Raw genomic sequence first — 22,863 nt, 5'->3', positions numbered from 1 at the left:
AGCCGGATGATTTCAGGTCGAATGACCTGAAATCTGAATCCGTCTCTAAATCAAAGAGATAGAGCATGATGTCGTCCGAAGACCGCCTCACACTTTTCGGCATCATGCTCTAGCCCGGAGGACAACAATGCTTGCCAATTCCCTGATAGAACTCGACCGCGCCCACCTCATCCATCCGGTCTCCTCATATCGCGGCCATGAGGCGCTCGGCGTGCGCGTCTTGAAATCGGCGAAGGGCGCGACTGTGACCGATGCGTCCGGCCGGCAACTCGTAGACGGTTTCGCCGGGCTGTGGTGCGTCAACGCCGGCTATGGTCACGACAGTATCGTAGAGGCCGCTGCCCGGCAGATGCGTGAGCTTCCCTATGCCACCGCTTATTTCGACCTCGGCTCGGAGCCGGCCATCCGGCTCGCCTCGGAACTGGCCGAGCGCGCGCCCGGTGACCTCAATCATGTCTATTTCACGCTGGGGGGGTCGGACGCGGTCGACAGCACGATCCGTTTCGTCCGCTACTACTGGAATGCCAGAGGCGAGCCGCAACGCGACCAGTTCATTTCGATCGAGCAGGGCTATCACGGGTCATCGGTGGTCGGCGCTGGTCTCACCGCGCTGCCCGCCTTTCACGCCGGCTTCGGCATTCCCTTCGAATGGCAGCACAAGATCCCCTCCCCCTATCCCTACCGCAACCCTGTAGGCGAGGACGGGAACGCGATCATCGCCGCATCGCTCGCCGCGCTGAAGGCCAAGATCGAGGCGATCGGCCCGGAGCGGGTTGCCGCCTTCTATGCCGAGCCGATCCAAGGGTCCGGCGGTGTCATCGTCCCCCCGAAGGGTTGGATCAGGGCGATACGCGAGCTCTGTCGGGAATACGGCATCCTGTTCATAGCAGACGAGGTGATCACAGGATTCGGCCGCACCGGGCCGCTGTTCGCCTGCACGGAGGAGGACATCGTTCCCGATTTCATGACGACCGCGAAAGGCCTGACCTCTGGCTATGTTCCGATGGGCGCCGTGTTCATGGCCGATCACGTCTATGATGTCATCGCCGATGCCGCGGGCAGCTCAGCGGTTGGCCACGGCTACACCTATTCGGCCCATCCCGTCAGCGCCGCCGTCGCGCTCGAGGTGTTGAAGCTCTACGAAGACGGTCTGTTGGAGAATGGCATCAAGGCCGGCGCTCGGCTTATGGCGGGCTTGGAGGGCCTGAGGGATCACCCGCTCGTCGGCGACGTGCGCGGTCGCGGCATGCTTGCCGCGGTCGAGCTGGTGACTGACAAGCAGAAGAAGACGCCGCTTCCCGCAGCGGCGATGCCGGCGCGACGGGTCTTCGACAGGGCGTGGGACAACGGCCTGATCATTCGTGCCTTCGCGCATGGGGTTCTGGGCTATGCACCGCCGCTCTGCTGCACCGACAGCGATATCGATGCGATCATCGAGCGAACGCGCCGAACGCTCGACCAGACGCTGGACGATCCGGATGTCCGCAAGGCTGTCGCATGATGGCGGCGAAATATGTCGCGTCTCGAAATATCGCCGGGGCAGACGATTTCGCAATTTTGTGCCGCTGCCCCGCGCCTTTTCGGCGAATCCAGCGCGGGGGAAGTGCCAGACTGCAATTAAGACAAGGCCAGAAACCCGAGATTTACGGGCTTTTCAAAAAGGCCAACGCCCCGGACAGCACGGAATTTTGTTCTGTTCAGAACATGCAATTCGGCCGCGCGCAGAGGAGAGCTAGATTTGGCCAGGGGCTTTAGCGAACTCAAATACATGACCTTCGATGTGGTCGGCACGCTGATCGACTTCGAAGGCGGCATCACGACCTGCCTGGCCGGAATTGCCGCCGAGGCCGGCGTTGCCATCGACAGCGAGGAAGCGCTGAGCCTTTACCGGCAGGGCCGCTATATGCCCGATGCGGGCTTGTTTCCCGACGATCTCGTCCGTGTCTACATGGTCATCGCGCCGCAGCTCCGGCTGCCGGCCGAGGAGAAATACGGCGTCCGCCTGCGGGACTCCGCCAGCGCCTGGCAAGGGTTTCCCGACAGCGCGGCGGCGTTGGCGGACCTTGCGAAGTCGCACAGACTGATCGCCATGACCAATGCCCGGCGCTGGGCGCTCGATCATTTCGAGAAGCAGCTTGGATCGCCCTTCTTCGCCACCTTCACCACCGACGACACCGGCACGGAGAAACCGGACCCGGCCTTTTTCCGGAAAGTCTTCGATTTCGTAGCCTTCCAGGGCGACAGCAAGGATGACATCCTGCACGTCGCGCAAAGCCAGTATCACGATATCGGCATATCCCGGGCGCTTGGCTTGACCAACTGCTGGATCGAGCGCCGGCATGCCCAGAAGGGCTATGGAGGCACGATCGAGCCCGAGCGCTTCACCACGCCGGACTACCACTTCACCTCAATGGCCGCGTTGGCGGCGGCCGTGCGGGAAAGCCTGAAGGAACGGACCTGAGCCCAAGCCCGGAAAGCCGCAACAAGACGAGCATCCCGACCAAACAAAGAGAAAACAAACAGAAAGGGGAATGATATGACCAACAAGATCACCAACTGGACCAGCGCAGACGATGCCATGGTCGAAAACGCCATCCGGCGTGGCGCGAGCCGCCGCGAACTCCTCAAGATGCTGTTGGCCGGCGGTGCCGCGGTTGCCGCGGGCAGCGTGGTGCTTGGCCGTGCCACTCAAGCTCTCGCCGCCACGCCGGTATCCGGTGGAACTTTCAAGGCCGCCGGCTGGTCGTCCTCGACCGCCGACACGCTCGATCCGGCAAAGGCGTCGCTGTCCACCGATTATGTCCGCTGCTGCTCGCTCTACAACCGCCTGACCTTCCTCGACAAGGATGGCGTCACGCAGATGGAGCTGGCCGAGAGCTTCGACAGCAAGGACGCCAAGACCTGGACCGTGAAGCTGCGCAAAGGCGTCACTTTCCACGACGGCAAGGACCTCACCGCGGACGACGTCGTCTTCTCGCTGAAGCGCCATCTCGACAAATCGGTCGGCTCCAAGGTTGCCAAGATCGCCGCGCAGATGACCGGCTTCAAGGCCGTCGACAAGTCGACCGTGGAAATCACGCTGGCCGATCCGAATGCCGACCTTCCGACTATCCTGGCGCTGCACCACTTCATGATTGTGGCTGACGGCACCACCGACTTCTCCAAGGGCAACGGCACCGGCGCCTTCGTGCTCCAGACATTTGAGCCGGGCGTGCGTTCGGTCGTCACCAAGAACAAGAACTACTGGAAGTCGGGCAAGCCCTATCTCGATTCGTTCGAATTCATCGCCATCAGCGACGATAGCGCCCGGGTCAACGCGCTCTTGTCCGGCGACATCAATTTCGCCGCTTCCATCAATCCGCGTGCGATGAAGCTCATCGGCGGCCAGCAGGGCTTCGAATTGTCGAAGACGACCTCGGGCAACTACACCGACCTCAACATCCGGCTCGACATGGATCCGGGTAGCAAGGCCGATTTCGTGGCCGGCATGAAGTATCTCGTCAACCGCGAGCAGATCGTCAAATCGGCGCTGCGCGGCCTCGGCGAGATCGGCAACGACCAACCCGTTTCGCCTGCGAATATCTTCCACAATGCCGACCTCAAGCCGAAGGCTTTCGACCCGGATAAGGCGAAATTCCACTTCAACAAGGCGGGCCTGCTCGGCCAATCCATCCCCGTGATCGCCTCCGATGCCGCAACCTCGTCGATCGATATGGCAGTGATCATCCAGGCGGCCGGTGCCGATATCGGCATGAAGCTCGATGTCCAGCGCGTCCCGGCCGACGGCTATTGGGATAATTACTGGCTCAAGGCGCCGGTCCATTTCGGCAACATCAACCCGCGTCCGACGCCGGATATCCTGTTCTCGCTCCTCTACGCCTCCAACGCGCCCTGGAACGAAAGCCAGTACAAGTCCGAGAAGTTCGACAAGCTGCTCGTCGAGGCGCGCGGCTCGCTCGACCAGGCCAAGCGCAAGGAAATCTACGGCCAGATGCAGACCATGGTCTCCGAGGAGGCCGGCACCATCATCCCGGCCTACATTTCCAACGTGGATGCCCTCTCCAGCAAGGTGAAGGGTTTGGAGGCGAACCCACTCGGTGGCATGATGGGCTACGCAATGGCGGAATATCTCTGGCTCGAAGCCTGAGAGGCGCCTGCCAGGGGCCGAACAGCCGGTCCCTGTCACCCTATTGCGCAACATGGCTTGGCCGAACGCAACCGCAGGAGCGCTTCCATGACATCTGGGGTTCTAAACCTCGTGCTGAAGCGGCTGGCAATCGCGGTCGTCACGCTTCTGATCGTCCTGTTCGCCGTGTTTTTCGCCACCAACATGCTGCCTGGCGACACTGCGTCGATGCTGCTCGGCCAGGCGGCGACTCCCGAAGCGGTAGCCGGCCTGCGCGAGGCCATGCATCTCAACGACCCGGCGATCCTGCGCTTCCTGCGCTGGCTTCTCGGTCTGCTCCACGGCGATCTCGGCACCTCCTACGCCAATGAGATGCCTGTCGCGGCGCTGATCGGCGGGCGCTTCGTCAACACCATGGAGCTCGCCGGCATCACCACGCTGCTCTCGGTGCCGCTGGCCCTGACGCTCGGCATCACCGCCGCCATGTTGCGCGGCTCCCTCTACGACCGCACCGTCACCGTCCTTTCGATCGGCGTCATCTCCGTGCCGGAGTTCATGGTCGCGACCCTCGCGGTCCTGCTCTTCGCAGTCTATCTCAGATGGCTGCCGGCGCTGTCCTCGGTCAACGAGGCGCATTCGCTGACCGACCTGGTGCGCATCTATGCGATGCCCGTAATCACACTCACCTTCGTCATTTCCGCCCAGATGATCCGCATGACCCGCGCCGCGGTCATCGAAACGCTTGCAACGCCTTATGTCGAGATGGCGCTCCTCAAGGGCGCCTCGCGCGGCCGCATGGTTCTGAGGCACGCGCTTCCCAATGCGCTCGGGCCCATCGTCAATGCGGTTGCGCTCTCGCTGTCCTATCTGGTCGGCGGCGTCATCATCGTGGAGACGATCTTCAATTATCCCGGCATCGCCAAGCTGATGGTCGATGCGGTCGCGACCCGCGACCTGCCGCTGATCCAGAGCTGCGCGATGATCTTCTGCCTCGGCTACCTCGTCCTCATCACGGCCGCCGACATCATAGCCATCATGTCCAACCCGAGGCTCAGGTGACGATGGCGCGCGTGGCAGCTTCCCGACGGTCCTTGCTGGGCCACAGCTACAATCTCGTGGGCGTGGTGGCCGCGCTGGTCATCGTGGCATGGACGCTGATCGCCATCTTCGCGCCCTACATCATTCCCCATTCGATCGGCGACATCGTCGACGACGATTATTTCGGCCCGATGCGCCAGGGGCTGTGGCTCGGCTCCGACTATCTGGGCCGTGATATGCTCTCACGGGTTCTGATGGGCGCACGCTATACCGTCGGTATATCGCTCGCCGCCGTCTCCATCGCCTGCTTTTCCGGCGTCGTGCTGGGGATGATAGCGGCCGTCGCCGGCGGCTGGCTCGACACGTGCCTCAGCCGTTTCATGGACGCCATGACCTCGATTCCCAGCAAGCTGTTCGGCCTTGTCGTCGTTGCGGCGGTCGGTTCCTCGATCCCGGTGCTGATCCTGACGCTCGCCGTCATCTATATACCCGGCGCCTACCGCTTTACGCGGGCGCTCGCCGTCAACATCAACACCATGGACTTCATGACCGTCGCCCGTGTCCGCGGCGAAAGCACCGTTTATCTCATCGGGTCCGAGATCCTGCCCAACATCATCCGCCCTGTGCTGGCTGATTTCGGCCTGCGCTTCGTGTTCATCGTTCTGCTGCTCTCCGGCCTGTCCTTCCTCGGGCTCGGTCTGCAGCCGCCACTCGCCGACTGGGGCGCGCTGGTGCGCGAGAACATCGGCGGCCTGCCCTTCGCGGCCCCGGCCGTTATCGTGCCTTCGCTGGCGATCGCCAGCCTCACCATCAGCGTCAACCTGCTGATCGACAACCTGCCGCAGAAGATCAGGGACAGGAACCCATGACCAATCTCGTCGAGGTCAGGAACTTGAGGATCGAGGCGACGACCGACGCCGGACGCGTCGTCGAAATCATCAAGGGCGTCAGCCTCGACATCGCCGATGGCGAGATCGTCGCCCTGATCGGTGAAAGCGGCTCCGGCAAGACAACGGTGGCGCTCTCGCTCATGGGGCACACACGGCCGGGTTGCCGGATCACCGGCGGCGTGATCAATGTCAACGGCAAGAACATGGCCGCACTTTCCGAAAAGCAGCGCGCCAGGTTCCGAGGCACCGCCATTGCCTATGTTCCGCAAAGTGCCGCCGCCTCCTTCAACCCCTCGTCCACCATCATGGAGCAGGTGATCGAGGTTACGCGCATCCACAGGCTGATGCCGCCCGAGCAGGCGCGAAAGCGAGCGGTCGAGCTGTTCCGGGCCTTGTCGCTGCCGGACCCGGAAGGAATCGGCGCGCGTTATCCGCACCAGGTTTCGGGCGGGCAATTGCAGCGGCTGTCGGCGGCCATGGCGCTCATCGGCGATCCCAAGCTGATGATCTTCGACGAGCCGACGACGGCACTCGACGTGACGACGCAGATCGATGTGCTGAAGGCATTCAAGTCGGTCATGCGGGCGGGCGGGATAGCGGGTGTCTACGTTTCCCACGACCTCGCGGTCGTCGCCCAGATCGCCGACCGCATCGTGGTGCTGAAAGGCGGCGAAGTGCAGGAGACCGGTACCACGGCTCAGATTCTTTCGGCTGCCCAGCACCCCTATACGCGCGAACTGCTGGCGGCCTTCGAGCCGAGGCCGCGGCAAGTGCATGCGGACGCAGATGCCGGCGCGAAACCGTTGCTTCGCATCGACAATGTGACGGCAGGTTATGGCGCGGTGCGGGATGACGGACTGCCACTCATCCGCGCTGTCGATTGCATCAACCTGGTCGTCGAGAAGGGGCGCAACCTCGGCATCATCGGCGAATCCGGCTGCGGAAAATCGACGCTCGCGCGCGTCATCGCCGGCATCCACCCAGCGGCGGCCGGCGACATCATCTTCGACGGCAAGGAATTGCAGCGCGCCGCAGGGAAACGCAGCCAGGACCAGCTGCGCGAGATGCAGATCGTGTTCCAGTATGCCGATACCGCGCTCAATCCGGCCAAGCCGGTGGAGGACATCATTGCCCGGCCGCTGGCCTTCTATCACCGGCTCGACAGGCAGGCGCGCTCGAAGCGCGTCGACGAACTGCTCGACATGGTTCGCCTGCCCAGGGCGCTGCGCTACCGTCGCCCGTCGGAGCTCTCGGGCGGCCAGAAGCAGCGCGTGAACTTCGCGCGCGCTCTGGCGGCCGGACCCAAGCTCATCATCTGCGACGAAATCACTTCGGCGCTCGACACGGTAGTGGCGGCCGCAGTGATCGAGCTGCTCAAGGAACTGCAGCGAGAGTTGGGCCTTTCCTACATTTTCATCAGCCACGACCTCTCCGTCGTCGAAGCGATCTGCGACGAAATCATGGTCATGTACAACGGGGAGCGGGTGGAGCAGATCACACCCGACAAGCTGAAGGCGCCCACCCACCCCTATTCCAAGCTTCTGTTCTCCTCCGTGCCGAAGCTCGATCCGACGTGGCTCGATGGCCTTGTCCGAGACCCCGAGCTCGTCAGCCAGTACGGCCATCGCTGACTACCTCGGAAACAGGCTGGGCAGCGGCATGTGCGCCTTGACGATAGGCGACTTCAGCACGACGAAGCTGAAATACTTGTCGATGCCGATATCCATATCGGTCAGCCGCTCCATGATCGTCTGGTACTCGGCTATGCCGGCGGTCACGAATTTCATCAAATAGTCGTAGCCGCCCGATACAAGGTGGCATTCGATGACCTGGTCGATCTTCTCCACGACGGCGAGAAAGCGGGCGAAGTCCACCTGGCGATGGTTCTTCAAGGTGATTTCGGTGAACACGGTCAGCGTCTGGCCGAGCTTGCCGATGTTGACCTGGGCGGAATAGCCTTCGATGTAGCCTTCCGACTGCAATTTCTTGACCCGCATCAGGCACGGGCTTGGTGATAAATGCACCAGATCAGCCAGTTCCACATTGGTGATGCGGCCGTTCTTCTGCAATTCGTGAAGAATTTTGATGTCGATCCGATCCAGTTTCACGGTCGTCTCCGCAGAATGCGTGCCACAGCACAAAATGCTGCCTTGCCAATCACCGTCGACACTACCACAGCCCGCCTGCCTGTCCATCCGAACGAACAGCGCTTTAAAACGCACGGGCTCTCGAATTGTGCGGGTTCGTCGGAATAAAATTCTGCCTCGGCCTCAACTGCAGCAGCGGCTGCCTGTGCAACGCGGTAGATTGGCGCTTCAAGGCAGAGAGACCATGCGCGCACCGCTACAGCAAATCGAGACATCCGGCGAACTGCCGCAATCCGCGGACGCGGTGGTGATCGGCGGCGGCATCGTAGGCATATTCGCGGCCTATTACCTGGCACGGCGCGGCATGAAGGTCGCGCTTGTCGAAAAGGGGCGCATTGGCGCCGAGCAGTCCTCCAGGAACTGGGGATGGTGCCGGCAGCAGAACCGCGACGCCCGCGAGCTGCCGATGGCGACCCACAGTCTCGATCTGTGGGAGCGCTTTGCGGCGGAAACGGGCGAGGACACCGGCTTCCGCCGCTGCGGTCTGCTCTATCTCAGCAATGACGAGGCCGAACTGGCCGGCTGGGCGCGCTGGCGTGAGTTCGCCAAAACAGCCGGCGTCACCACGCACATGCTCGGCAGCGCCGAGGCCAGCGCGCGGGGTCGTGCCACCGGCCGGACCTGGAGGGGCGGCGTCTTCTCGCCGACCGACGGCACCGCCGACCCGTCGCGGGCCGCGCCTGCGGTCGCCCGCGCGATCCTGAAGCTCGGCGGCACCGTGCACCAGAATTGCGCCGCACGCGGCATCGAGACCGAAGGCGGGCGCCTGAGCGGCGTGATCACGGAAAGCGGAACGATCCGGACGAAGATGGCGGTGCTGGCCGGCGGCGCCTGGGCCTCCTCGTTTTGCCACCAGTTCGGGTTCCGCTTTCCGCAGGCGTCGATACGCTCCTCCATCCTGTCCGTCTCGCCCGGCGCGGAGGGCCTTCCGGATGCGCTGCACACGGCAAGGATTTCGGCCACGCGTCGCAGCGACGGCGGCTACACGCTCGCCATCAGCGGACGCGGCCGCGTGGACGTGACGCCGCAGCAGTTGCGCTTCTCGTCGCAGTTCCTGCCCATGTTCCTGAAGCGTTGGCGGAGCCTCGCGCCGGGCGGCCTGCAGGGCATGCGCTCGGGCCACGAGACGCTCCGACACTGGCGGCTCGACCAGCCGACGCCGATGGAGCGGATGCGCATCCTTGATCCGGTCCCGGATCAGGCCACCATCCAGCTTACCCATGCCCGCGCGCTCGAGCTGCTGCCGGCACTGCGCCAGACCAGGATCAGCGCGGCCTGGGCCGGCTACATCGACAGCACGCCGGACGGCGTGCCTGCCATCGGCGAGATTGATACCGTTCCGGGTTTCTTCCTGGCTGCCGGGTTCTCGGGGCATGGCTTCGGCATCGGACCCGGCGCCGGACACCTCGTCGCCGATCTCGTTACTGGCTCCAAACCGATCGTCGATCCGAAATCCTATGATCCCCGGCGCTTCGACGCGTCGGCCTGGGGGAAGGTCGCCGATTTCTAACCTGATCCGTGCCGACATCCAGCCTCTGGAACCGCATCAGCCTTCCCGGAGAAAAGCGTCGATGGGCGCCGGCCGGACAGGGGCCTGCCCGCGAAACCGGCCGACAGCGGCTGGCGTACAGCCGGCCTGCACCGCTGCGAGCTCAACGGCGGCCAACTGGCAATAGCGCCCCTGGCAGCGGCCCATGCCGACGCGCGACAGCGACTTCACCCGGTTGGCCTCGCCGCCGCCGAAACCCGCACTCTGGCGTACGTCTCCGGCGGTGACGTTCTCGCAGCGGCAGACGATCGCGTCGTCGGGGAGTGCCTGCACCATCGCCGCCGGCCATGGAAAGGCGCAGGCCAGACCGCGGGCAAAGCGCTCCAGCCGCGCGAGCTTGCGCAGATCGGCACGGAGGGAAGGTGCCGGCAATCCGAGATCGGCAAGGCACGCCGCCGCGGCAAGGCGTCCCGCGATCTCCGCGCCGTCCGCCCCGAGGAGACGAACTCCATCGCCCGCAAGATAGACTCCGTTGCCGGCCCGACCCATCTCGTCGGTCTTAGGCAGCCATTGCCGCCACTGCTCATCATAGGTGAAGCTACATCCCGCCAGATCGGCCAGATGCGTCTCCGCCCGCAGGTGCCAGCCCATGCCGATCATGTCGCAAGGCGTGAGGCGCGCCCGGCCGCCGGCATCGCGCCAGCGCATCGCTGTGACACCCTGCCCGTCGACCTCGATCCGTTCGAACGCCACGCCCGCATGGTAGCGGCCGCCGAGCCTCGCCCGCAGGGCCAGACCGCGCAGCGCGACAATTGGACGGGCGGCAAGCTGCCAGCCCCCCCGCATCTGCTGATGCCAGCGAGACGTGTCCAGCACTGCTGCCACATCCGCTCCTGCCTTGAGGAGTTGGGCACCGACCAGCGTCAGCAGAGGCCCCGATCCGATCAGGACGATCCGCCGCCCGAGGGCTACGCCCTGCGCCTTGAGCGCGATCTGCGCCGCGCCGAGGCTGTAGACGCCGGCGCTCTGCCAACCGGAGACCGGAGCGACGCGGTCCGATGCTCCGGTGGCAAGGATCAGGCGGTCGTAACCGATCACCTGCACGCCACCCTCCCCCAGCACATGCAGCCGACCCTCCTGCACAGCGATGACCGAGCTTCCCGCGCAAAGGGTGAGCCGCCCGTCTGCCGCCAACCGGTCGAAGAGTGCATGCAGCGCACGCGCCTTCGCCGCCTCCGACCCGTAGAGCTGCTCTGGCGTGCGGAGAAACCCAGTAGGCGGGCGACGATAGATCTGTCCGCCCGCGCGATGCCCTTCGTCGATCACCACTGGATGGAACCCGGCCTCGACCAGGGTCGCCGCCGCCCTTATGCCAGCGGGACCGGCACCGACGATCACGACCAGCGGCGATGAGGCATCACTCACGGCCAGCTCTCCGGCGGCGTCGTGCGCAGCCGCATGCCTTCCGTGACAAGGGTCGAGCATGCCCGCAGGCGCGGTCCTTCCTCCTGCCACACCCAGCAATCCTGGCAGGCTCCCATCAGGCAGAACCCGGCACGCAGCTCGGGTCCGAACTCGAATTTTCGCAACGCGTGCCCTGAAGCCAGCATTGCGGTCAGCACCGTATCGCCCACCAGTGCAGCACACATCTGCCCGTCGAGAAAGAAACGCAGCTGCGCCCGGTCGAACTCGGCGAGCCGGACGACGCGGCCGGCCGTGATCATTCCGCGGCCTCTCGCACCGGGCGAGGACGCGGCAATTCGGGGAACCGTTCGCAGACCGCATCGAATGCCGCCCCGACACCCTCCGGTCCCGAGCGCCCCTTCATGCGACGGAATATCTCCGTCTTGGCGAAGAACCGCCAGTGGATCGGCAAATCCCTTAGTATGGCGGTGAGCCGTTCATAGGCGGCCGGCGTCCACTGCGTTTCGTAACCTTCGCGCTCGGGACCGAAATGGAAATGGTTGGGGGCCGGCCCCTGCCGCGGGCGCAGCCTTTCCGTCGCCTGTTCGTCGACCTTGCCGCCGCGGATGACGACGCCATAGTCGCGTTCGGCCGCGACCGGCGAGACATAACCGCGCCGCACATCCTGCATAACCCGCCAGGGCTCGCGCTCAAGCGGATCGCCGCGCCCGCCGCCCCCGGCGGAGCGGATATCGAGTACGTCGCCAGGCTGCAGAACCGCGGTGTCGATGTTGCCCAGCCGCCGCTCGTGCTCGGTTCCCGGATTGACGACCATATCCGACAGACCGGCCGCCTTGCCGCCCAGCACGCCCCAGGGACGAAAAAAACTGCGGTCGCGGTTGCGCGCCGTGATCCTGGAATCGGGGGCAAAGACGCGAAAGGCCATCTCGGTCGCCAAGCCGCCGCGCCAACGCCCCGCACCGCCGCTGTCCCTGGCGAGCCCGTATTTCAGGAATTCGACCGGGGTCTCGGTCTCGGTGATCTCGATCGGCGTGTTCTTGAGATAGGCTGCGTCCGCGCCCGATCCGTTGGTCCCGTCGCGATGCGGCATCGCGCCGCCGCCGCCCACCACGGGGTTTACCGCCGCGATGACGGTCCGGCTGGTCCGCTCGTCCGTGGTCATGACGTTGACGATGCAGTTGTTGCCGGCCGGCGCCGCGGGCACGCGCTCCGGCACCGCTTGCGAGAAGGCGCCGAAGATGACCGACCGCAGCCGCGCGCAGGTGAGCGAGCGCATGCCTACGGCGGCGGGATGGACCGGATTCAGCACCGAACCTTGAGGTGTGATGCAGGTGAAGGGCCGGGTGAGGCCCGTGTTGAGCAGGATCTTCGGGTTGAGCGTGTAGAGCACGTAATAGACACCCACCAGCAGCATGGTGTGTCGCGGGTCACCGCCTGAAGGAACGTTGAGCGAGGAGCCTAGCTGCGGATCGGAGCCGGTGAAGTCGAGCACCGCCTCGTCACCCCTGATCGTCAGCGTCAGCTTCAGCCGGCAGGGATTGGCCTCGACCGAATCCTCGTCGGCGTAGTCAGCGAATTCCCAAGTGCCGTCGGGCATGGAGCGCAGCACGTCACGTGCCTGCGCCTCCGCATGGTCGAGAAGAGCGGCAACGCCTTCGACGAAGCCGGCCTTGCCGAACTTGCTCACCATCGCCTGGATCTTGCGCTCGCCGGTGTTGAGCGCGCCGACCAGCGCCTTGATGTCACCGATGTTGAGGTCGGGCTTGCGCACGTTGGTGCTCATGATCCGCAGGATCGTCTCGTCGAAGACGCCATCTCTCACCAGCTTCATGGGAGGAAAGCGGATGCCTTCCTGATGGATTTCAGTCAGCGCCCGGCTGAGCGAAGCCGGCACCGCACCGCCCATGTCGGTGTTGTGGATATGCCCTCCGGTCCAGGCGACGATCTCGCCCTCGACAAAGACCGGCTTCCACAGATGCGTATCAGGTGCGTGCGTGGCGACATAACCGGAATAAGGATCGTTGGTGAACGCAACGTCTCCCGGCCGGTAGTCGTCGACCATCGCTATAGCGCGGTGATACGAAAGCCCCGGATACCAGGTGGCGCCAAGTTCCATCGGCACAGCGAAGGTTGCCCCTGAACTGTCCATCAGCATCACCGTGAAGTCCTGCGTCTCCTTGACGAAGGCGGAGTGGGCGGTGCGGTGCAGCGTGTGTGCCATGTTCTCGGCCGCCGCGCGGGCATGGTTCGCCAGAACCTGAAGGTTTGTCCGGTCAAACAAGTCATCACTCCGGGAAGGTCAGCAGAAGGTTGAGATGGCGGTCGACCCTTGCCTGCACTCCAGCGGGAATGACGAGGGTGGTGTCTTCCTGAACGACCACGGCAGGCCCATGAAACGTGCTGCCCGGCACAAGGACTTGCCGGTCATGGAGGTCGATGGTCTCGACGCTCAGGCCCGTGTAGACTGGGAGCCGGCGCGCCGGAATGGCCGGAGCGTCGATCACATCGACCTCAGGGAAAGAGAGTTTCGGCCCCGCGCCTATGGCGGATAGCCGGACATTCACAAGTTCGATCTCGCCGTCCGGGTCGTGGAAATCGTAGAGCCGCTCATGGGTGAGGTGGAAGGCCTGCGCGATGGCGGCCGCATTGCCGTCCGTCAGCCATTCTGGCGACAACACGACCTCGATTTCATAGCTCTGCCCGATATAGCGCATGTCGCATGAGAGATTGAGTTGCGCGGCCGCGTCGTGCCCCTGCGCCGCGAGCCAATCGCGGCCCTCTTGCGCGAGGGTCTCGAAGGCGTCGCGAATTCCGGAGAGCGATGTCCCTGACAGCGGGCTGAAGATGGTGCGAATGAAGTCTCCGCGCAGATCAGCCACCAGCCCCCCAAGCGCCGACACCACGCCGGGGCGGCGGGGCGCCATGACCCGCTTCATCCCGAGCTCGCGGGCAAGGAAAGCTCCGAGCATCGGGCCGCCGCCGCCGAACGGCATCAGCGTGAAATCGCGCAAGTCCACTCCGGCGCGCGAAGCAAGTTTCTCGACCTCGACGAACATTTCCGACACCGCAATGTCCAGGATCGCTTGCGCGGTCTGCTCGGCCGGGCGGCCGAGTCGGGCGGCAAGGTCGCCGATGGCGCGATGAGCCAGTCCGGTATCGATCCGCAGCTGGCCGTAGGCCATCTCGCTGTGACCGAGCCATCCGCACACCACCATGGCGTCCGTCACCGTCGGCCGCTCGCCGCCACGGCCATAGCACGCCGGTCCCGGCGTCGAACCGGCCGACTCCGGCCCGACCCGCAGCACCCCCTGCGCGTCGACACTGGCGATAGAGCCGCCACCGATGCCAATCGAGCTTACCGAGACAGAGGGTATGTGCAGCGGAAATTCGCCGATCAGTTCACCGGTGCCGAACTGCGCCTCGCCGCCGATGATGAGCGCAAAGTCGGCCGAGGTCCCGCCGATGTCGAGGGTAAGGACCTTGTCTTCCCCGGCCTGACGCGCCAGCCACGAGGCGCCGATGACGCCGGAGGCCGTTCCCGACAAAAGCATGTTCACGCAGGCGTGCTTGCCTTCGGCGGCGTTCATCAGCCCACCATTCGACTTCGTCAGCATGGGGCGGGCGGGCACGCCGAGACCCCCCAACCGCTCTTCCAGCGCCGTCAGATAGCCCGAGACGCGTGGATGGACATAGCCGTTGAGGATGGCGGTCGAGCTGCGCTCATATTCGCGGATGACCGGCCACACCTCGGCCGATGAGAAGACGAAGAGGTCGGGGGCAAGACGCGCGATCGCCGCCTTGACCGAGGCCTCCTGCGCGGCATTGCGCCATGAATGGAGGAAGGACACGATAATCCCTAGCGCCCCGCTCGCCTTCGCCGCCGCGACCGCCTTCTCCACCGCCGCCATGTCCGGTGCCTGGAATTCGCTTCCGTCGGCACGCATGCGGACCGGAATGCCGAAAACCATGTCGCGCGAGATCAGCGGTTCCGGTCGCGAGCAGAACAGCGAATACATGTCCGGCATTCGCAGCCGCGCGAGTTCGATCACGTCCTCGAAGCCGGCATTGGTGAACAGCGCGAGCGGCGCGCCCTTGCGCTGGATGATCGTATTGATGCCGACCGTTGTGCCGTGCACGAAGCGCGTCATATGGGCAGGATCAAAGCCTTCGCGTTCGGCAAGAAGGGTGAGGCCTGTCATGAGCTCGGCACCCGGATCTTCCGGCGTCGTCAGCACTTTCAGCGAGGCGACGCGACCGGAACGGGCTTCAAGCGCGCAGAAATCGATGAATGTCCCGCCGATATCGACGCCGACTTTCCAGTCGGCTCCGTTCTGCGCTTCGTTCGCTGCGATGGCACCATCCATGATGCGTCCCTTCCTGTCTGCCGACTGAAGCTGGCATGGCCGAATGGTTCGGGTCCAAGATGGATGACAGGCAAGGATATAAGTCTGGCTTATGCTCCTGCGGGATCTCCCCGCAGGACAGCAGAACAGGCTGCGCGGATTTCATCGCGCATCATCTCATCGGCCCGTGAAAGCCCTCGTGCGCGCGAGGTGAGCAGCGCGATCGGAAATTCCGGCCCCGCCGCGAGCGGCCGGACGGCAAGCCCGGCAAACTGGTGCCACGGCAGCAGCGCGTCGACGAGCGCGATACCCAAACCGGCCTGGACAAAGCCGACTGCGGAGATGGATACGTCGATCTCGAGCGACAGCGAAAGCGTGACGCCCTGTGCGCGGGCCGCATGGGCCAGTTCGTCGGCGGGACGGGTGTTTCCGCGATAGGATATCAATCCTTCGCCGACGAGATCGGCGAGCGTTAGCTCGGCACTCCCAGCCAAGGCATGCCCGGCGGGCAGCAGGCAGGCGAAGCCGACGCTGCCGATCACTTCCGCCTCGATGTCGGGAGGCAAACGGTCGTCCATGGCCACGCCGACGCTGGCATCGCCAGCGCGCAGCATGTCGATGATCGCCGCGATCGGCGCACTATGGGAACGCAGCAATATATCGGGATGCTGCGCCCGGAACTTCGTGAATGCGCGCGGCAATATCGCCATGGCCGGCGGCGGCGAGGCCGCGACCCGCACTAGCCCTGTCCGGCCCAATCGCAGATCCGTGGTCTTGCGGCGCAGCCCGTCCAGCCCTGCCGACAGCCTCTCGGCATCGGGGAATATCTCCAGAGCCTCCGGAGTCGGGCGTAGCCGGCCCTTCACCCGCTCGAACAACGCGAAGCCGAGTTCGTCCTCTGTGTGAAGCAGAATCTGGCTGAGCGCAGGCTGGGAAATGTTCAGGATCCGCGCTGCGGCGGTCACGGTCCCCGCGCGCATGACGGCGATGAACACTTCGAGTTGCCGAGCTCGCATTGCCACTCCATAGGTTAAGCTTATGGCTGTTGCCAAAACCCATCTTTGACGCAATGCCGTGGCGCGAACAAGATGGGCGCATCCAAGGATCAGCCGCTCTGTGCTAGGGAATGACTATGGATGTGATCGTGCTGGGCGGCGGACTGATGGGGTCGGCTTCGGCCTATTTCCTCGCCAGGCGTGGCGCACGCGTAACGCTGATCGAACGCAACCGGATCGGCACCGGGGCAACCATCGCCTCCTTCGGCAACATCCGGCGCACGGGGCGTCATCTCTCCCAGCTCCCGCTGGCTCACCGCTCACTTCGGTTGTGGAGTGAGGCCGAAAAAATGCTTGGGCGCGACGTGGAATTCCGCGCCACCGGTCATATCCGGCTGATCTTCGATGAAGGCGGTCTCGCCGACATGCGGGCTTATGCCGAGGCAGCGCGACCCTGGGGGCTTGAGCTGGAGGAACTCCGACCACGTGAGATCCGTGCAGGCTTTCCCGGGCTCGGTCCCGAGGCGATAGCGGCGTCGTTCTCGCCGCAAGATGGCAGCGGCAATCCGCGGCTGATCGCGCCGGCCTTCGCCGAAGCTGCCCGCAAGCTCGGCGCGGAAATCATCGAGGACGCTGAGGTCGGCAAGATCACGTACACGGGCTCCGGTTTCCTCATCGCCAGTTCCAAAGGTACATTGGCCGCCGGCTGCTTGCTCAATACAGCCGGAGCCTGGGGCGCTCGCATCGCCGCACAGTTCGGCGAAGAGGTTCCGCTCGACGCCCGCGGCCCGCAAATGGGCGTGACCGAGCCGCTGCCGCATCGGATCCTGCCGGTCGTCGGAGTCTGGACCCGAGACAAGGATCATGGCGCCTATCTGCGTCAGGTCGAGCGGGGCAACATCGTCTTCGGCGGGGCGGCCGAAAGGGTGGCGGTTAACCTGGATCCGGGCCATGCGAACGCGGACCCCATGCGTCTGCCGACGCAGTTGCGCGCCGCCGCACGGTTGCTGCCGGCAATCGCGCAGGTCGCGGTCATCCGCACGTGGTCCGGCTGCGAGGGTTATATACGGGACATGCTGCCGGTCATGGGACGCTCGGCGACGACGCCAGGCCTGTTCCACGCCTTCGGCTTCAGTGGACACGGCTTCCAACTCGGACCGGGCGTGGGCGACGCCATGGCAGAACTCATCACGACCGACCGATGCGAAACGCCACTCGATGATTTCAGGGTCGATCGCTTCCGCCGCGCCGCCTGAAGGAGCAACCGTCGACATCCACGCAACGACGGCCCTGGCCGCAAGGGCGGACAATCCGTCTCGCCGCCGCCTTCGAGTATGAGGATCTCAAAACGCGCGCTGCCCTCTAGATCTAGCGTCACTTCGAGGCGGAATTGCCGGAACGAAGAGGTTCATGGCTGCTCCACCGCAAGTAGGCAGAGGCAGTGCCCATCCGCCAACTGGTACTTCACCGAAAAGCGATTTGTCGGAAGCGCATGCGAGCGCGCCAGCGGATCAAGTTCGAGGTCGATCGCATCATTGTGGAGGCCGAATAGTTTCACATCGTGGAATTCGATTACCCGCCGGGTAATCGGGTAGATTGCTTTGTAAAGAGCCTCCTTCGCCGCGAATGCTAACGTGACAAAGGTTGCGGAAGACATAGCAAGTGGCCGAAACAGTTTCTCGACCGGCGTCACAATCAGTTGCGAGAGCGCCTCAGCCTGATCGTTGGGCATTACAGGCTCAAGATCAACGCCAAGCAATTGATAGAAGGCTCTTGAGGCAGCCACCGCTAGCGCCCTATGGTCGGTGTGCGTGATGCTTCCGAGCAAACCCTCTGGCCAACACGGACTGCGATCAGGCTGAACGGGTATCGCATGCGCTATGCCGCACAACTCCTCGATCGCCAGCATTGCGCAAAGTCGGCCGGCAAAAAATTCGGCGCGCCGTTTTGGCACGGCTTGGATCAATGTAGGCGGCGCGTCGACAGCCAGGGCTTCCTTACCGGTCAGGGGCTCGGCGACGTCGATCTCCGCCGTGCGCGCTTCACGCCAATTGGTGCGGTCGCACCAGATTGTGTTCGCCGGTCGCTTTGGCGTCCATCGAAAGTGGCAGGACCGAGTGGTCAATCGCAATTGATCCATTGCTGGACTGTCGGATGTCCGCGATATCAACAAAACCATGACGCCTCGCCGTCATCCGGGCATGCAATGACTATTGTCATCGGCGGCACCCCGAGGTCTTCGAGACTGGGATTGCCCCGTGATTTGCACGAGTAGGCAGAACATCCGGGTTCTGTTACCAAACTTTTCGACAATGAATGGCGGGCACGAGAGCGATCCTGTTTTCCGGAAATTGCATCATGTTCAAGGGGCACCGTTTCGACCAGTCGATGATCTTGCTGTGCGTGCGGTGATATCTCGCCTACGGGTTACCGGGCCATCGACAGCGTCCGCGATACAGTCAAATTCCGGTTCAGCGACCAGCAAACTCCTCCTCCGCCATGGCAAAGACGCTTTGGATTTCAAGGGCATCCTCGTCGGTGGGGGGATCATCTACAAGAAAAGTACGAAGACCCATTTTGAAATAGCCAACCAGTTCCCGAGCGACATCCTCGCGCGATCCAACCAGGAAGGGGCAGGAGGCCTGGTTGTTCCTGTAAGGGCCTAACCAATAGGGGTGGCCCTCAGGAATGACCACTTCCAAACCCAATTCCTTGACCCAGACGGAATCGGATACTCGGGTGTAGTACTGCCGCACTTCCTGTCCGAGTTCATCATCGGGATACCGGCTCCTGGCAACGGCCCAAGCATCTCCGGTTGTTGCGCGCGAAACGATGCCGAGTCGCGTTCCATATTGAATGCCCTCTGGACGTGTTATGCCATCGTAGTGGTTAGCTGGGCGAAGATACTCGATCGCCCGCGCGCCCAGGCGTCTGGCAACAGCCATACCTGCGGGTGACGACCCGGAGACGGTAAAGATGGGAGCACAATCGGGATTCATGCGTGCAGCAAGTTTCAGATGGAGCCCGTCAACCTGATAGTGCGTGCCGTGGTAGGTCAGAGGTCGCTTCGTACTCAACAGATTGCGAACAATCTCTCCGTACTGCCCCACACGCTCGTATCGCTGATCATGACTATTTTTATCGCAGAACGCCTCGAGGTCATGGGGAAAACCCCCAGAGATGAAATTCAAGTGCACAGGTCGATCATAGATCAATGACAAAGATGCCACCAACTTTGCAACGGTGAATGGGTGCGTATAGAGAGGCTGCACGGCGACGAGGGGTGAAATATTTTTCGTGAAACTCATAAGATGGCTGGCCGCCAGCCAAGGATCGAATTGTTGATGGTCGGAGTATACGAGCATTGCGGAAAAGCCGTGGCGTTCGGATCGGATAGCGGAAGTTTTTATTTCCTCTATATATTTGTCGTTAGTCATCGCATCGTCAAAGGTTGGGCAAGCGCCGATTATTGTAAGCGCGGATGGCATCATTGTATCTCCTCCTAGAACTTTTAGCTTCTGCATTCGTATTATTACAACGCCTGACGCTCAAACAATCTTCGATATAGACCAAGATCCCGCAGAATAAGCTGCTCGTGGGTCCCCTCTTCGACAATTTTTCCCTTGTCGAAAACAAGAAGGCGATCGAGCGCTTGAACAATCGACAGCCTATGCGCAATCACGAACGTGGTGCGGCCAACCATTAGTCGGTCCATTGCCGTCCTGATCATCAGCTCAGAGTCTGAATCAAGGTTCGACGTTGCCTCGTCCATAATCAAAATCGAGGCATTTGCCAGAAATGCACGGGCGATCGCTACGCGCTGACGCTCTCCACCAGAGAGCTTTACGCCTCGTTCTCCGACCACCATGCCGTAGCCCTTCGGAAGGCCCGCAATAAAGTCGTGCGCATTGGCAAGGCGTGCCGCCTGCTCGATCTCCGACATCGTCGCATTTGGCCGAGCATAAGCGATGTTCTCCGCAATCGAGCGATGAAACAAGACTGGTTCCTGTGGAACAATGGCAATCTGTCGCCGCAACGAAGCTTGGGTCGTCCTGGCAATATCCTGGCCGTCGATGAGAATCGCGCCCCCGTCTACATCGTAGAGTCGCTGCAGCAACTTGATGAATGTTGTCTTGCCTGCCCCGGACGGCCCAACCAAGCCTATGCGTTCGTTTGAACGGATCGACACTGAGAAATCGCGGAAAAGGGGCTCGCGATGACCAGTGTATCGGAACGTCACACGATCAAAACTGACCGAAGCGTTTGCGATCTTGATTTCGGCGGCATCGCGATGGTCAGAGATGCCGAGCGGCTTGCTGGCTATTTCCGCAAGCTCTTCCATGTCGTTCACCGTGCGCTGCAGATTGTGCAATTCACGACTGACCTGTCGAAGATAGCCCTCCAACAGGAAGAACGCCGCCAGGACGAACGTAAGATCACCGGCCGTGGCCTGACCATAGATCCATAGCCACAGAGCCAAACCCAGTACTGAAGTTTTTAGTAAAAGCAGGGCTGTGCCCTGGCTGACGCCAGCAATACTGACCCGCATCCAGGTACGAAGCGTGCGCTTCCGCCACTTCTTCAGAACCGCGCCCAGCCGCTCGTCCTCGCGCAACTCGGCGGCAAAACTTTTTACAATGGCATTGCAGCTCACCGTGTCGGCCAGCGCGCCACCCAGTTTCGAGTCCCATGCATTCGAAAGGCTGGCCGCAGGTGCAACAAACGCAAGCGAGAACCATCCTGCAAGAATGATAAACAAGGCTGAACCCAAGGCGATAGCCATGCCTAGCACCGGCCATAAAATCCCGAACACCAGCGTCGTGCCAACCAGCACCACCAGTGTCGGAAACAGAGAAATCAGTACCGTGTCGCCGAATGCATCGAGAGCCCACACCGCTCGAGTAATCTTACGCACGGTGGAGCCGACGAAATTGGTGTCATGCCAATCCGTCGAGAGACGCTGAACTTTGTAGATTGCATCGGACGCCATGTCCGTCATCGTTTTTAACGAAAGTAACGATATACCTGCAAACGCGATTTGCCTGAATATCAGGCTCGAAATCGCAAGAGCAACAAAGACAGACGGCGCATTTATCGCACTGCTGTACGAAAGATAGCTATCTTGCGCTCCGACCGACATCGCATCCACCAGCCGCCCGGCAAACAATGGCATCAACACATCGGCCACGGCTGCCAGCGTTGTTGTGACAAAAATGAACGCGACGTGCCATATTTTCCTACGCCAATACACGCCGACGAAGTAGAATACCTTCGCAAAGGTGCTGCGATTTACATCGAAACGAAACCGGGTCACAGTTCGCGTGGACGCGATGCGCCCATCCTCAAAATTGGTTCCGCTGCAAAACCCTGCAGGCTCAAGCCGTAGATCGGATACCAGCAGATGCGCAGCCGGATCGCCGAGCGGTCGGAATAAAGGCCCTCGAACACTCTCACGCCTCCTCCTGTACGCTATCGGACGGCGTAGGTTGGCGAGCTTGCAACGCTGCTGAGACCTGTCGGCCAAGAATGGCTCTGTTTGCAGGCTCTGTGATCATCGTCCAGTGGTCGCCGGGAACGGTGTGCACGTGCAAAAGGGATGACGGCAGGACGTCGCGCCACCGCATCATTGACCATCCATGCTCGCCATCGGCGGCACCAAACGTGCGCGCATTGAACTGGTGAACGGCCACAGGCAACCGAGGGACCTTGTAGGATCGGACAAGCTTCTCGAAGTGTCTGCGTTGATCCCGCATCTTGGCCCCAGCAGGAGCATCAAGATCAGCGTCCACGGTATTCGGCCTTTGTCCTTCCTGCATCACTTGAGAGACAGAGCGATCTGCGTGTTCACGAAGCAATGTACGTTCTCCGGGGTGTTGCGGCACATCGGTTGCCTCGAACCGTGCAAGGAGCTCCGCCGTTGATTTCAGATCGGAGGGCAGATGGACGTCGATGAGTCCCAGAAACGAGACGGCCTCACCACATTCGAGGAGATCGTGCGCCATCGCGTAGGCGAGTATGCCGCCGGACGAATATCCGGCTAGGCGATAAGGGCCGCGAGGCTGGATCGTCCGCATCATCGACAGCGCGCGTGTCGCCATTGCCCCTAGTGTGTAGGTGAGCGGTTCATCCGCGGCCGGCCACGGCAAGGCATAGACGGGGGTGTCTGGATCGAATTCCCGGGCCAGCTCAAAGACATATGAATGATCGCCCAAGCCCGAAGGCAGGAAGAAGATGGGTGGTGCATTCCCGGTCCGGTGCACCGGAATAGGTTCCGGACGGTCTTCTTGCAACGGGAGGCCTCTGCTTTTCCGGGCAAGATCCTTCAAAACGGGGTTCTGGAAGAGATCATTTATGGTCAAGTCGAGTCCGGCGTTCGGCGCACGGCTCACCAGTTTCACTGCCAGCAGCGA

General features: G+C 62.6%; 19 protein-coding genes. 8 read left to right on the top strand and 11 right to left on the bottom strand.

Annotated elements, in window-relative coordinates; translation table 11 throughout:
- The first annotated feature begins 127 nt into the window (after positions 1 to 127).
- The 6 genes from JT360_RS16035 to JT360_RS16010 all read left to right on the top strand — a co-directional run bounded on the left by JT360_RS16035 (position 128) and on the right by JT360_RS16010 (position 7,685).
- Positions 128 to 1,501: an aspartate aminotransferase family protein gene (locus tag JT360_RS16035; protein ID WP_214472618.1), complete on the top strand. Its 1,374-nt coding sequence runs from the start codon at positions 128 to 130 to the stop codon at positions 1,499 to 1,501.
- A gap of 267 nt (positions 1,502 to 1,768) precedes the next feature.
- Positions 1,769 to 2,461, top strand: a complete 693-nt coding sequence (locus tag JT360_RS16030) for an HAD-IA family hydrolase (protein WP_502845470.1) — start codon at positions 1,769 to 1,771, stop codon at positions 2,459 to 2,461.
- A gap of 75 nt (positions 2,462 to 2,536) precedes the next feature.
- The gene (locus JT360_RS16025; RefSeq protein WP_214472615.1) at positions 2,537 to 4,147 is read left to right on the top strand and encodes an ABC transporter substrate-binding protein; all 1,611 of its coding nucleotides are present in this window, start codon (positions 2,537 to 2,539) and stop codon (positions 4,145 to 4,147) included.
- Positions 4,148 to 4,234: 87 nt separating this feature from the next.
- Positions 4,235 to 5,185, top strand: coding sequence for an ABC transporter permease (locus JT360_RS16020; RefSeq protein ID WP_214472614.1), 951 nt, complete (start codon positions 4,235 to 4,237; stop codon positions 5,183 to 5,185).
- Positions 5,186 to 5,187: 2 nt separating this feature from the next.
- Positions 5,188 to 6,033: an ABC transporter permease gene (locus JT360_RS16015; protein ID WP_214472612.1), complete on the top strand. Its 846-nt coding sequence runs from the start codon at positions 5,188 to 5,190 to the stop codon at positions 6,031 to 6,033.
- A complete protein-coding gene (locus tag JT360_RS16010) occupies positions 6,030 to 7,685 on the top strand; it encodes an ABC transporter ATP-binding protein (RefSeq protein ID WP_214472611.1) in 1,656 nt (551 codons plus the stop codon). Before JT360_RS16015 ends, JT360_RS16010 begins: the two co-directional genes overlap by 4 nt.
- On the opposite strand, the gene JT360_RS16005 is transcribed toward JT360_RS16010, so the two are convergent.
- Positions 7,686 to 8,162: an Lrp/AsnC family transcriptional regulator gene (locus tag JT360_RS16005; RefSeq protein WP_038644676.1), complete on the bottom strand. Its 477-nt coding sequence runs from the start codon at positions 8,160 to 8,162 to the stop codon at positions 7,686 to 7,688.
- Positions 8,163 to 8,385: 223 nt separating this feature from the next.
- On the opposite strand from JT360_RS16005, the gene JT360_RS16000 reads away from it, so the two are divergent.
- Positions 8,386 to 9,711 (top strand): NAD(P)/FAD-dependent oxidoreductase, encoded by a 1,326-nt coding sequence (locus tag JT360_RS16000; protein ID WP_214472609.1) that lies wholly within the window; start codon positions 8,386 to 8,388, stop codon positions 9,709 to 9,711.
- Positions 9,712 to 9,747: 36 nt separating this feature from the next.
- On the opposite strand, the gene JT360_RS15995 is transcribed toward JT360_RS16000, so the two are convergent.
- The 5 genes from JT360_RS15995 to JT360_RS15975 form a co-directional block, all read right to left on the bottom strand.
- On the bottom strand, positions 9,748 to 11,115 hold the full coding sequence (locus JT360_RS15995; RefSeq protein WP_214472608.1) for an FAD/NAD(P)-dependent oxidoreductase: 1,368 nt from the start codon (positions 11,113 to 11,115) through the stop codon (positions 9,748 to 9,750).
- Complete coding sequence (locus JT360_RS15990) at positions 11,112 to 11,414, bottom strand: (2Fe-2S)-binding protein (protein ID WP_214472607.1); 303 nt, start codon at positions 11,412 to 11,414, stop codon at positions 11,112 to 11,114. The genes JT360_RS15995 and JT360_RS15990 overlap by 4 nt, the downstream gene beginning before the upstream one ends.
- Positions 11,411 to 13,396, bottom strand: coding sequence for a hydantoinase B/oxoprolinase family protein (locus JT360_RS15985; RefSeq protein WP_214472606.1), 1,986 nt, complete (start codon positions 13,394 to 13,396; stop codon positions 11,411 to 11,413). The genes JT360_RS15990 and JT360_RS15985 overlap by 4 nt, the downstream gene beginning before the upstream one ends.
- Before the next feature lie 4 nt (positions 13,397 to 13,400).
- Positions 13,401 to 15,479: a hydantoinase/oxoprolinase family protein gene (locus JT360_RS15980; protein ID WP_214472604.1), complete on the bottom strand. Its 2,079-nt coding sequence runs from the start codon at positions 15,477 to 15,479 to the stop codon at positions 13,401 to 13,403.
- A gap of 89 nt (positions 15,480 to 15,568) precedes the next feature.
- Complete coding sequence (locus tag JT360_RS15975) at positions 15,569 to 16,474, bottom strand: LysR substrate-binding domain-containing protein (protein ID WP_214472603.1); 906 nt, start codon at positions 16,472 to 16,474, stop codon at positions 15,569 to 15,571.
- A 116-nt stretch (positions 16,475 to 16,590) separates the two neighbouring features.
- On the opposite strand from JT360_RS15975, the gene JT360_RS15970 reads away from it, so the two are divergent.
- Entirely contained in the window at positions 16,591 to 17,709 is a 1,119-nt protein-coding gene (locus JT360_RS15970) for an NAD(P)/FAD-dependent oxidoreductase (RefSeq protein WP_214472601.1), read from the top strand.
- A 152-nt stretch (positions 17,710 to 17,861) separates the two neighbouring features.
- Here JT360_RS15970 and JT360_RS15965 read toward each other — a convergent pair whose 3' ends face one another.
- The 5 genes from JT360_RS15965 to JT360_RS15945 all read right to left on the bottom strand — a co-directional run.
- Positions 17,862 to 18,632: a 4'-phosphopantetheinyl transferase family protein gene (locus JT360_RS15965; protein ID WP_214472600.1), complete on the bottom strand. Its 771-nt coding sequence runs from the start codon at positions 18,630 to 18,632 to the stop codon at positions 17,862 to 17,864.
- Positions 18,633 to 18,924: 292 nt separating this feature from the next.
- Positions 18,925 to 19,944 carry an LLM class flavin-dependent oxidoreductase gene (locus JT360_RS15960; protein WP_214472599.1) on the bottom strand — a complete coding sequence of 340 codons (1,020 nt, stop codon included), beginning with the start codon at positions 19,942 to 19,944 and terminating at the stop codon, positions 18,925 to 18,927.
- A 41-nt stretch (positions 19,945 to 19,985) separates the two neighbouring features.
- Positions 19,986 to 21,767: an ABC transporter ATP-binding protein gene (locus JT360_RS15955; protein WP_352127574.1), complete on the bottom strand. Its 1,782-nt coding sequence runs from the start codon at positions 21,765 to 21,767 to the stop codon at positions 19,986 to 19,988.
- Entirely contained in the window at positions 21,764 to 21,901 is a 138-nt protein-coding gene (locus JT360_RS15950; protein ID WP_214472725.1) for a hypothetical protein, read from the bottom strand. Before JT360_RS15950 ends, JT360_RS15955 begins: the two co-directional genes overlap by 4 nt.
- 2 nt (positions 21,902 to 21,903) lie before the next feature.
- Positions 21,904 to 22,863: thioesterase domain-containing protein (locus JT360_RS15945; protein ID WP_214472598.1), on the bottom strand; the 960-nt coding region annotated here is incomplete at its 5' end.

Source organism: Mesorhizobium sp. dw_380 (assembly GCF_018588885.1).
Taxonomy (GTDB): Bacteria; Pseudomonadota; Alphaproteobacteria; order Rhizobiales; family Rhizobiaceae; genus Mesorhizobium.
Note: the sequence above shows the minus strand (reverse complement) of the source record. Positions and strands in the feature narration are given on the sequence as shown.

Bases quoted from the DNA above. Each gene is read 5' to 3' on its own strand.
- JT360_RS16030 (WP_502845470.1), top strand. From the start codon at position 1,769: ATGACCTTCGATGTGGTCGGCACGCTGATCGACTTCGAAGGCGGCATC.
- JT360_RS15970 (WP_214472601.1), top strand. From the start codon at position 16,591: ATGGATGTGATCGTGCTGGGCGGCGGACTGATGGGGTCGGCTTCGGCC.
- JT360_RS16000 (WP_214472609.1), top strand. From the start codon at position 8,386: ATGCGCGCACCGCTACAGCAAATCGAGACATCCGGCGAACTGCCGCAA.
- JT360_RS15965 (WP_214472600.1), bottom strand. From the start codon at position 18,632: ATGGTTTTGTTGATATCGCGGACATCCGACAGTCCAGCAATGGATCAA.
- JT360_RS16015 (WP_214472612.1), top strand. From the start codon at position 5,188: ATGGCGCGCGTGGCAGCTTCCCGACGGTCCTTGCTGGGCCACAGCTAC.
- JT360_RS16035 (WP_214472618.1), top strand. From the start codon at position 128: ATGCTTGCCAATTCCCTGATAGAACTCGACCGCGCCCACCTCATCCAT.
- JT360_RS15980 (WP_214472604.1), bottom strand. From the start codon at position 15,479: ATGGATGGTGCCATCGCAGCGAACGAAGCGCAGAACGGAGCCGACTGG.
- JT360_RS16020 (WP_214472614.1), top strand. From the start codon at position 4,235: ATGACATCTGGGGTTCTAAACCTCGTGCTGAAGCGGCTGGCAATCGCG.
- JT360_RS15990 (WP_214472607.1), bottom strand. From the start codon at position 11,414: ATGATCACGGCCGGCCGCGTCGTCCGGCTCGCCGAGTTCGACCGGGCG.
- JT360_RS16025 (WP_214472615.1), top strand. From the start codon at position 2,537: ATGACCAACAAGATCACCAACTGGACCAGCGCAGACGATGCCATGGTC.
- JT360_RS15975 (WP_214472603.1), bottom strand. From the start codon at position 16,474: ATGCGAGCTCGGCAACTCGAAGTGTTCATCGCCGTCATGCGCGCGGGG.
- JT360_RS15960 (WP_214472599.1), bottom strand. From the start codon at position 19,944: ATGATGCCATCCGCGCTTACAATAATCGGCGCTTGCCCAACCTTTGAC.
- JT360_RS16010 (WP_214472611.1), top strand. From the start codon at position 6,030: ATGACCAATCTCGTCGAGGTCAGGAACTTGAGGATCGAGGCGACGACC.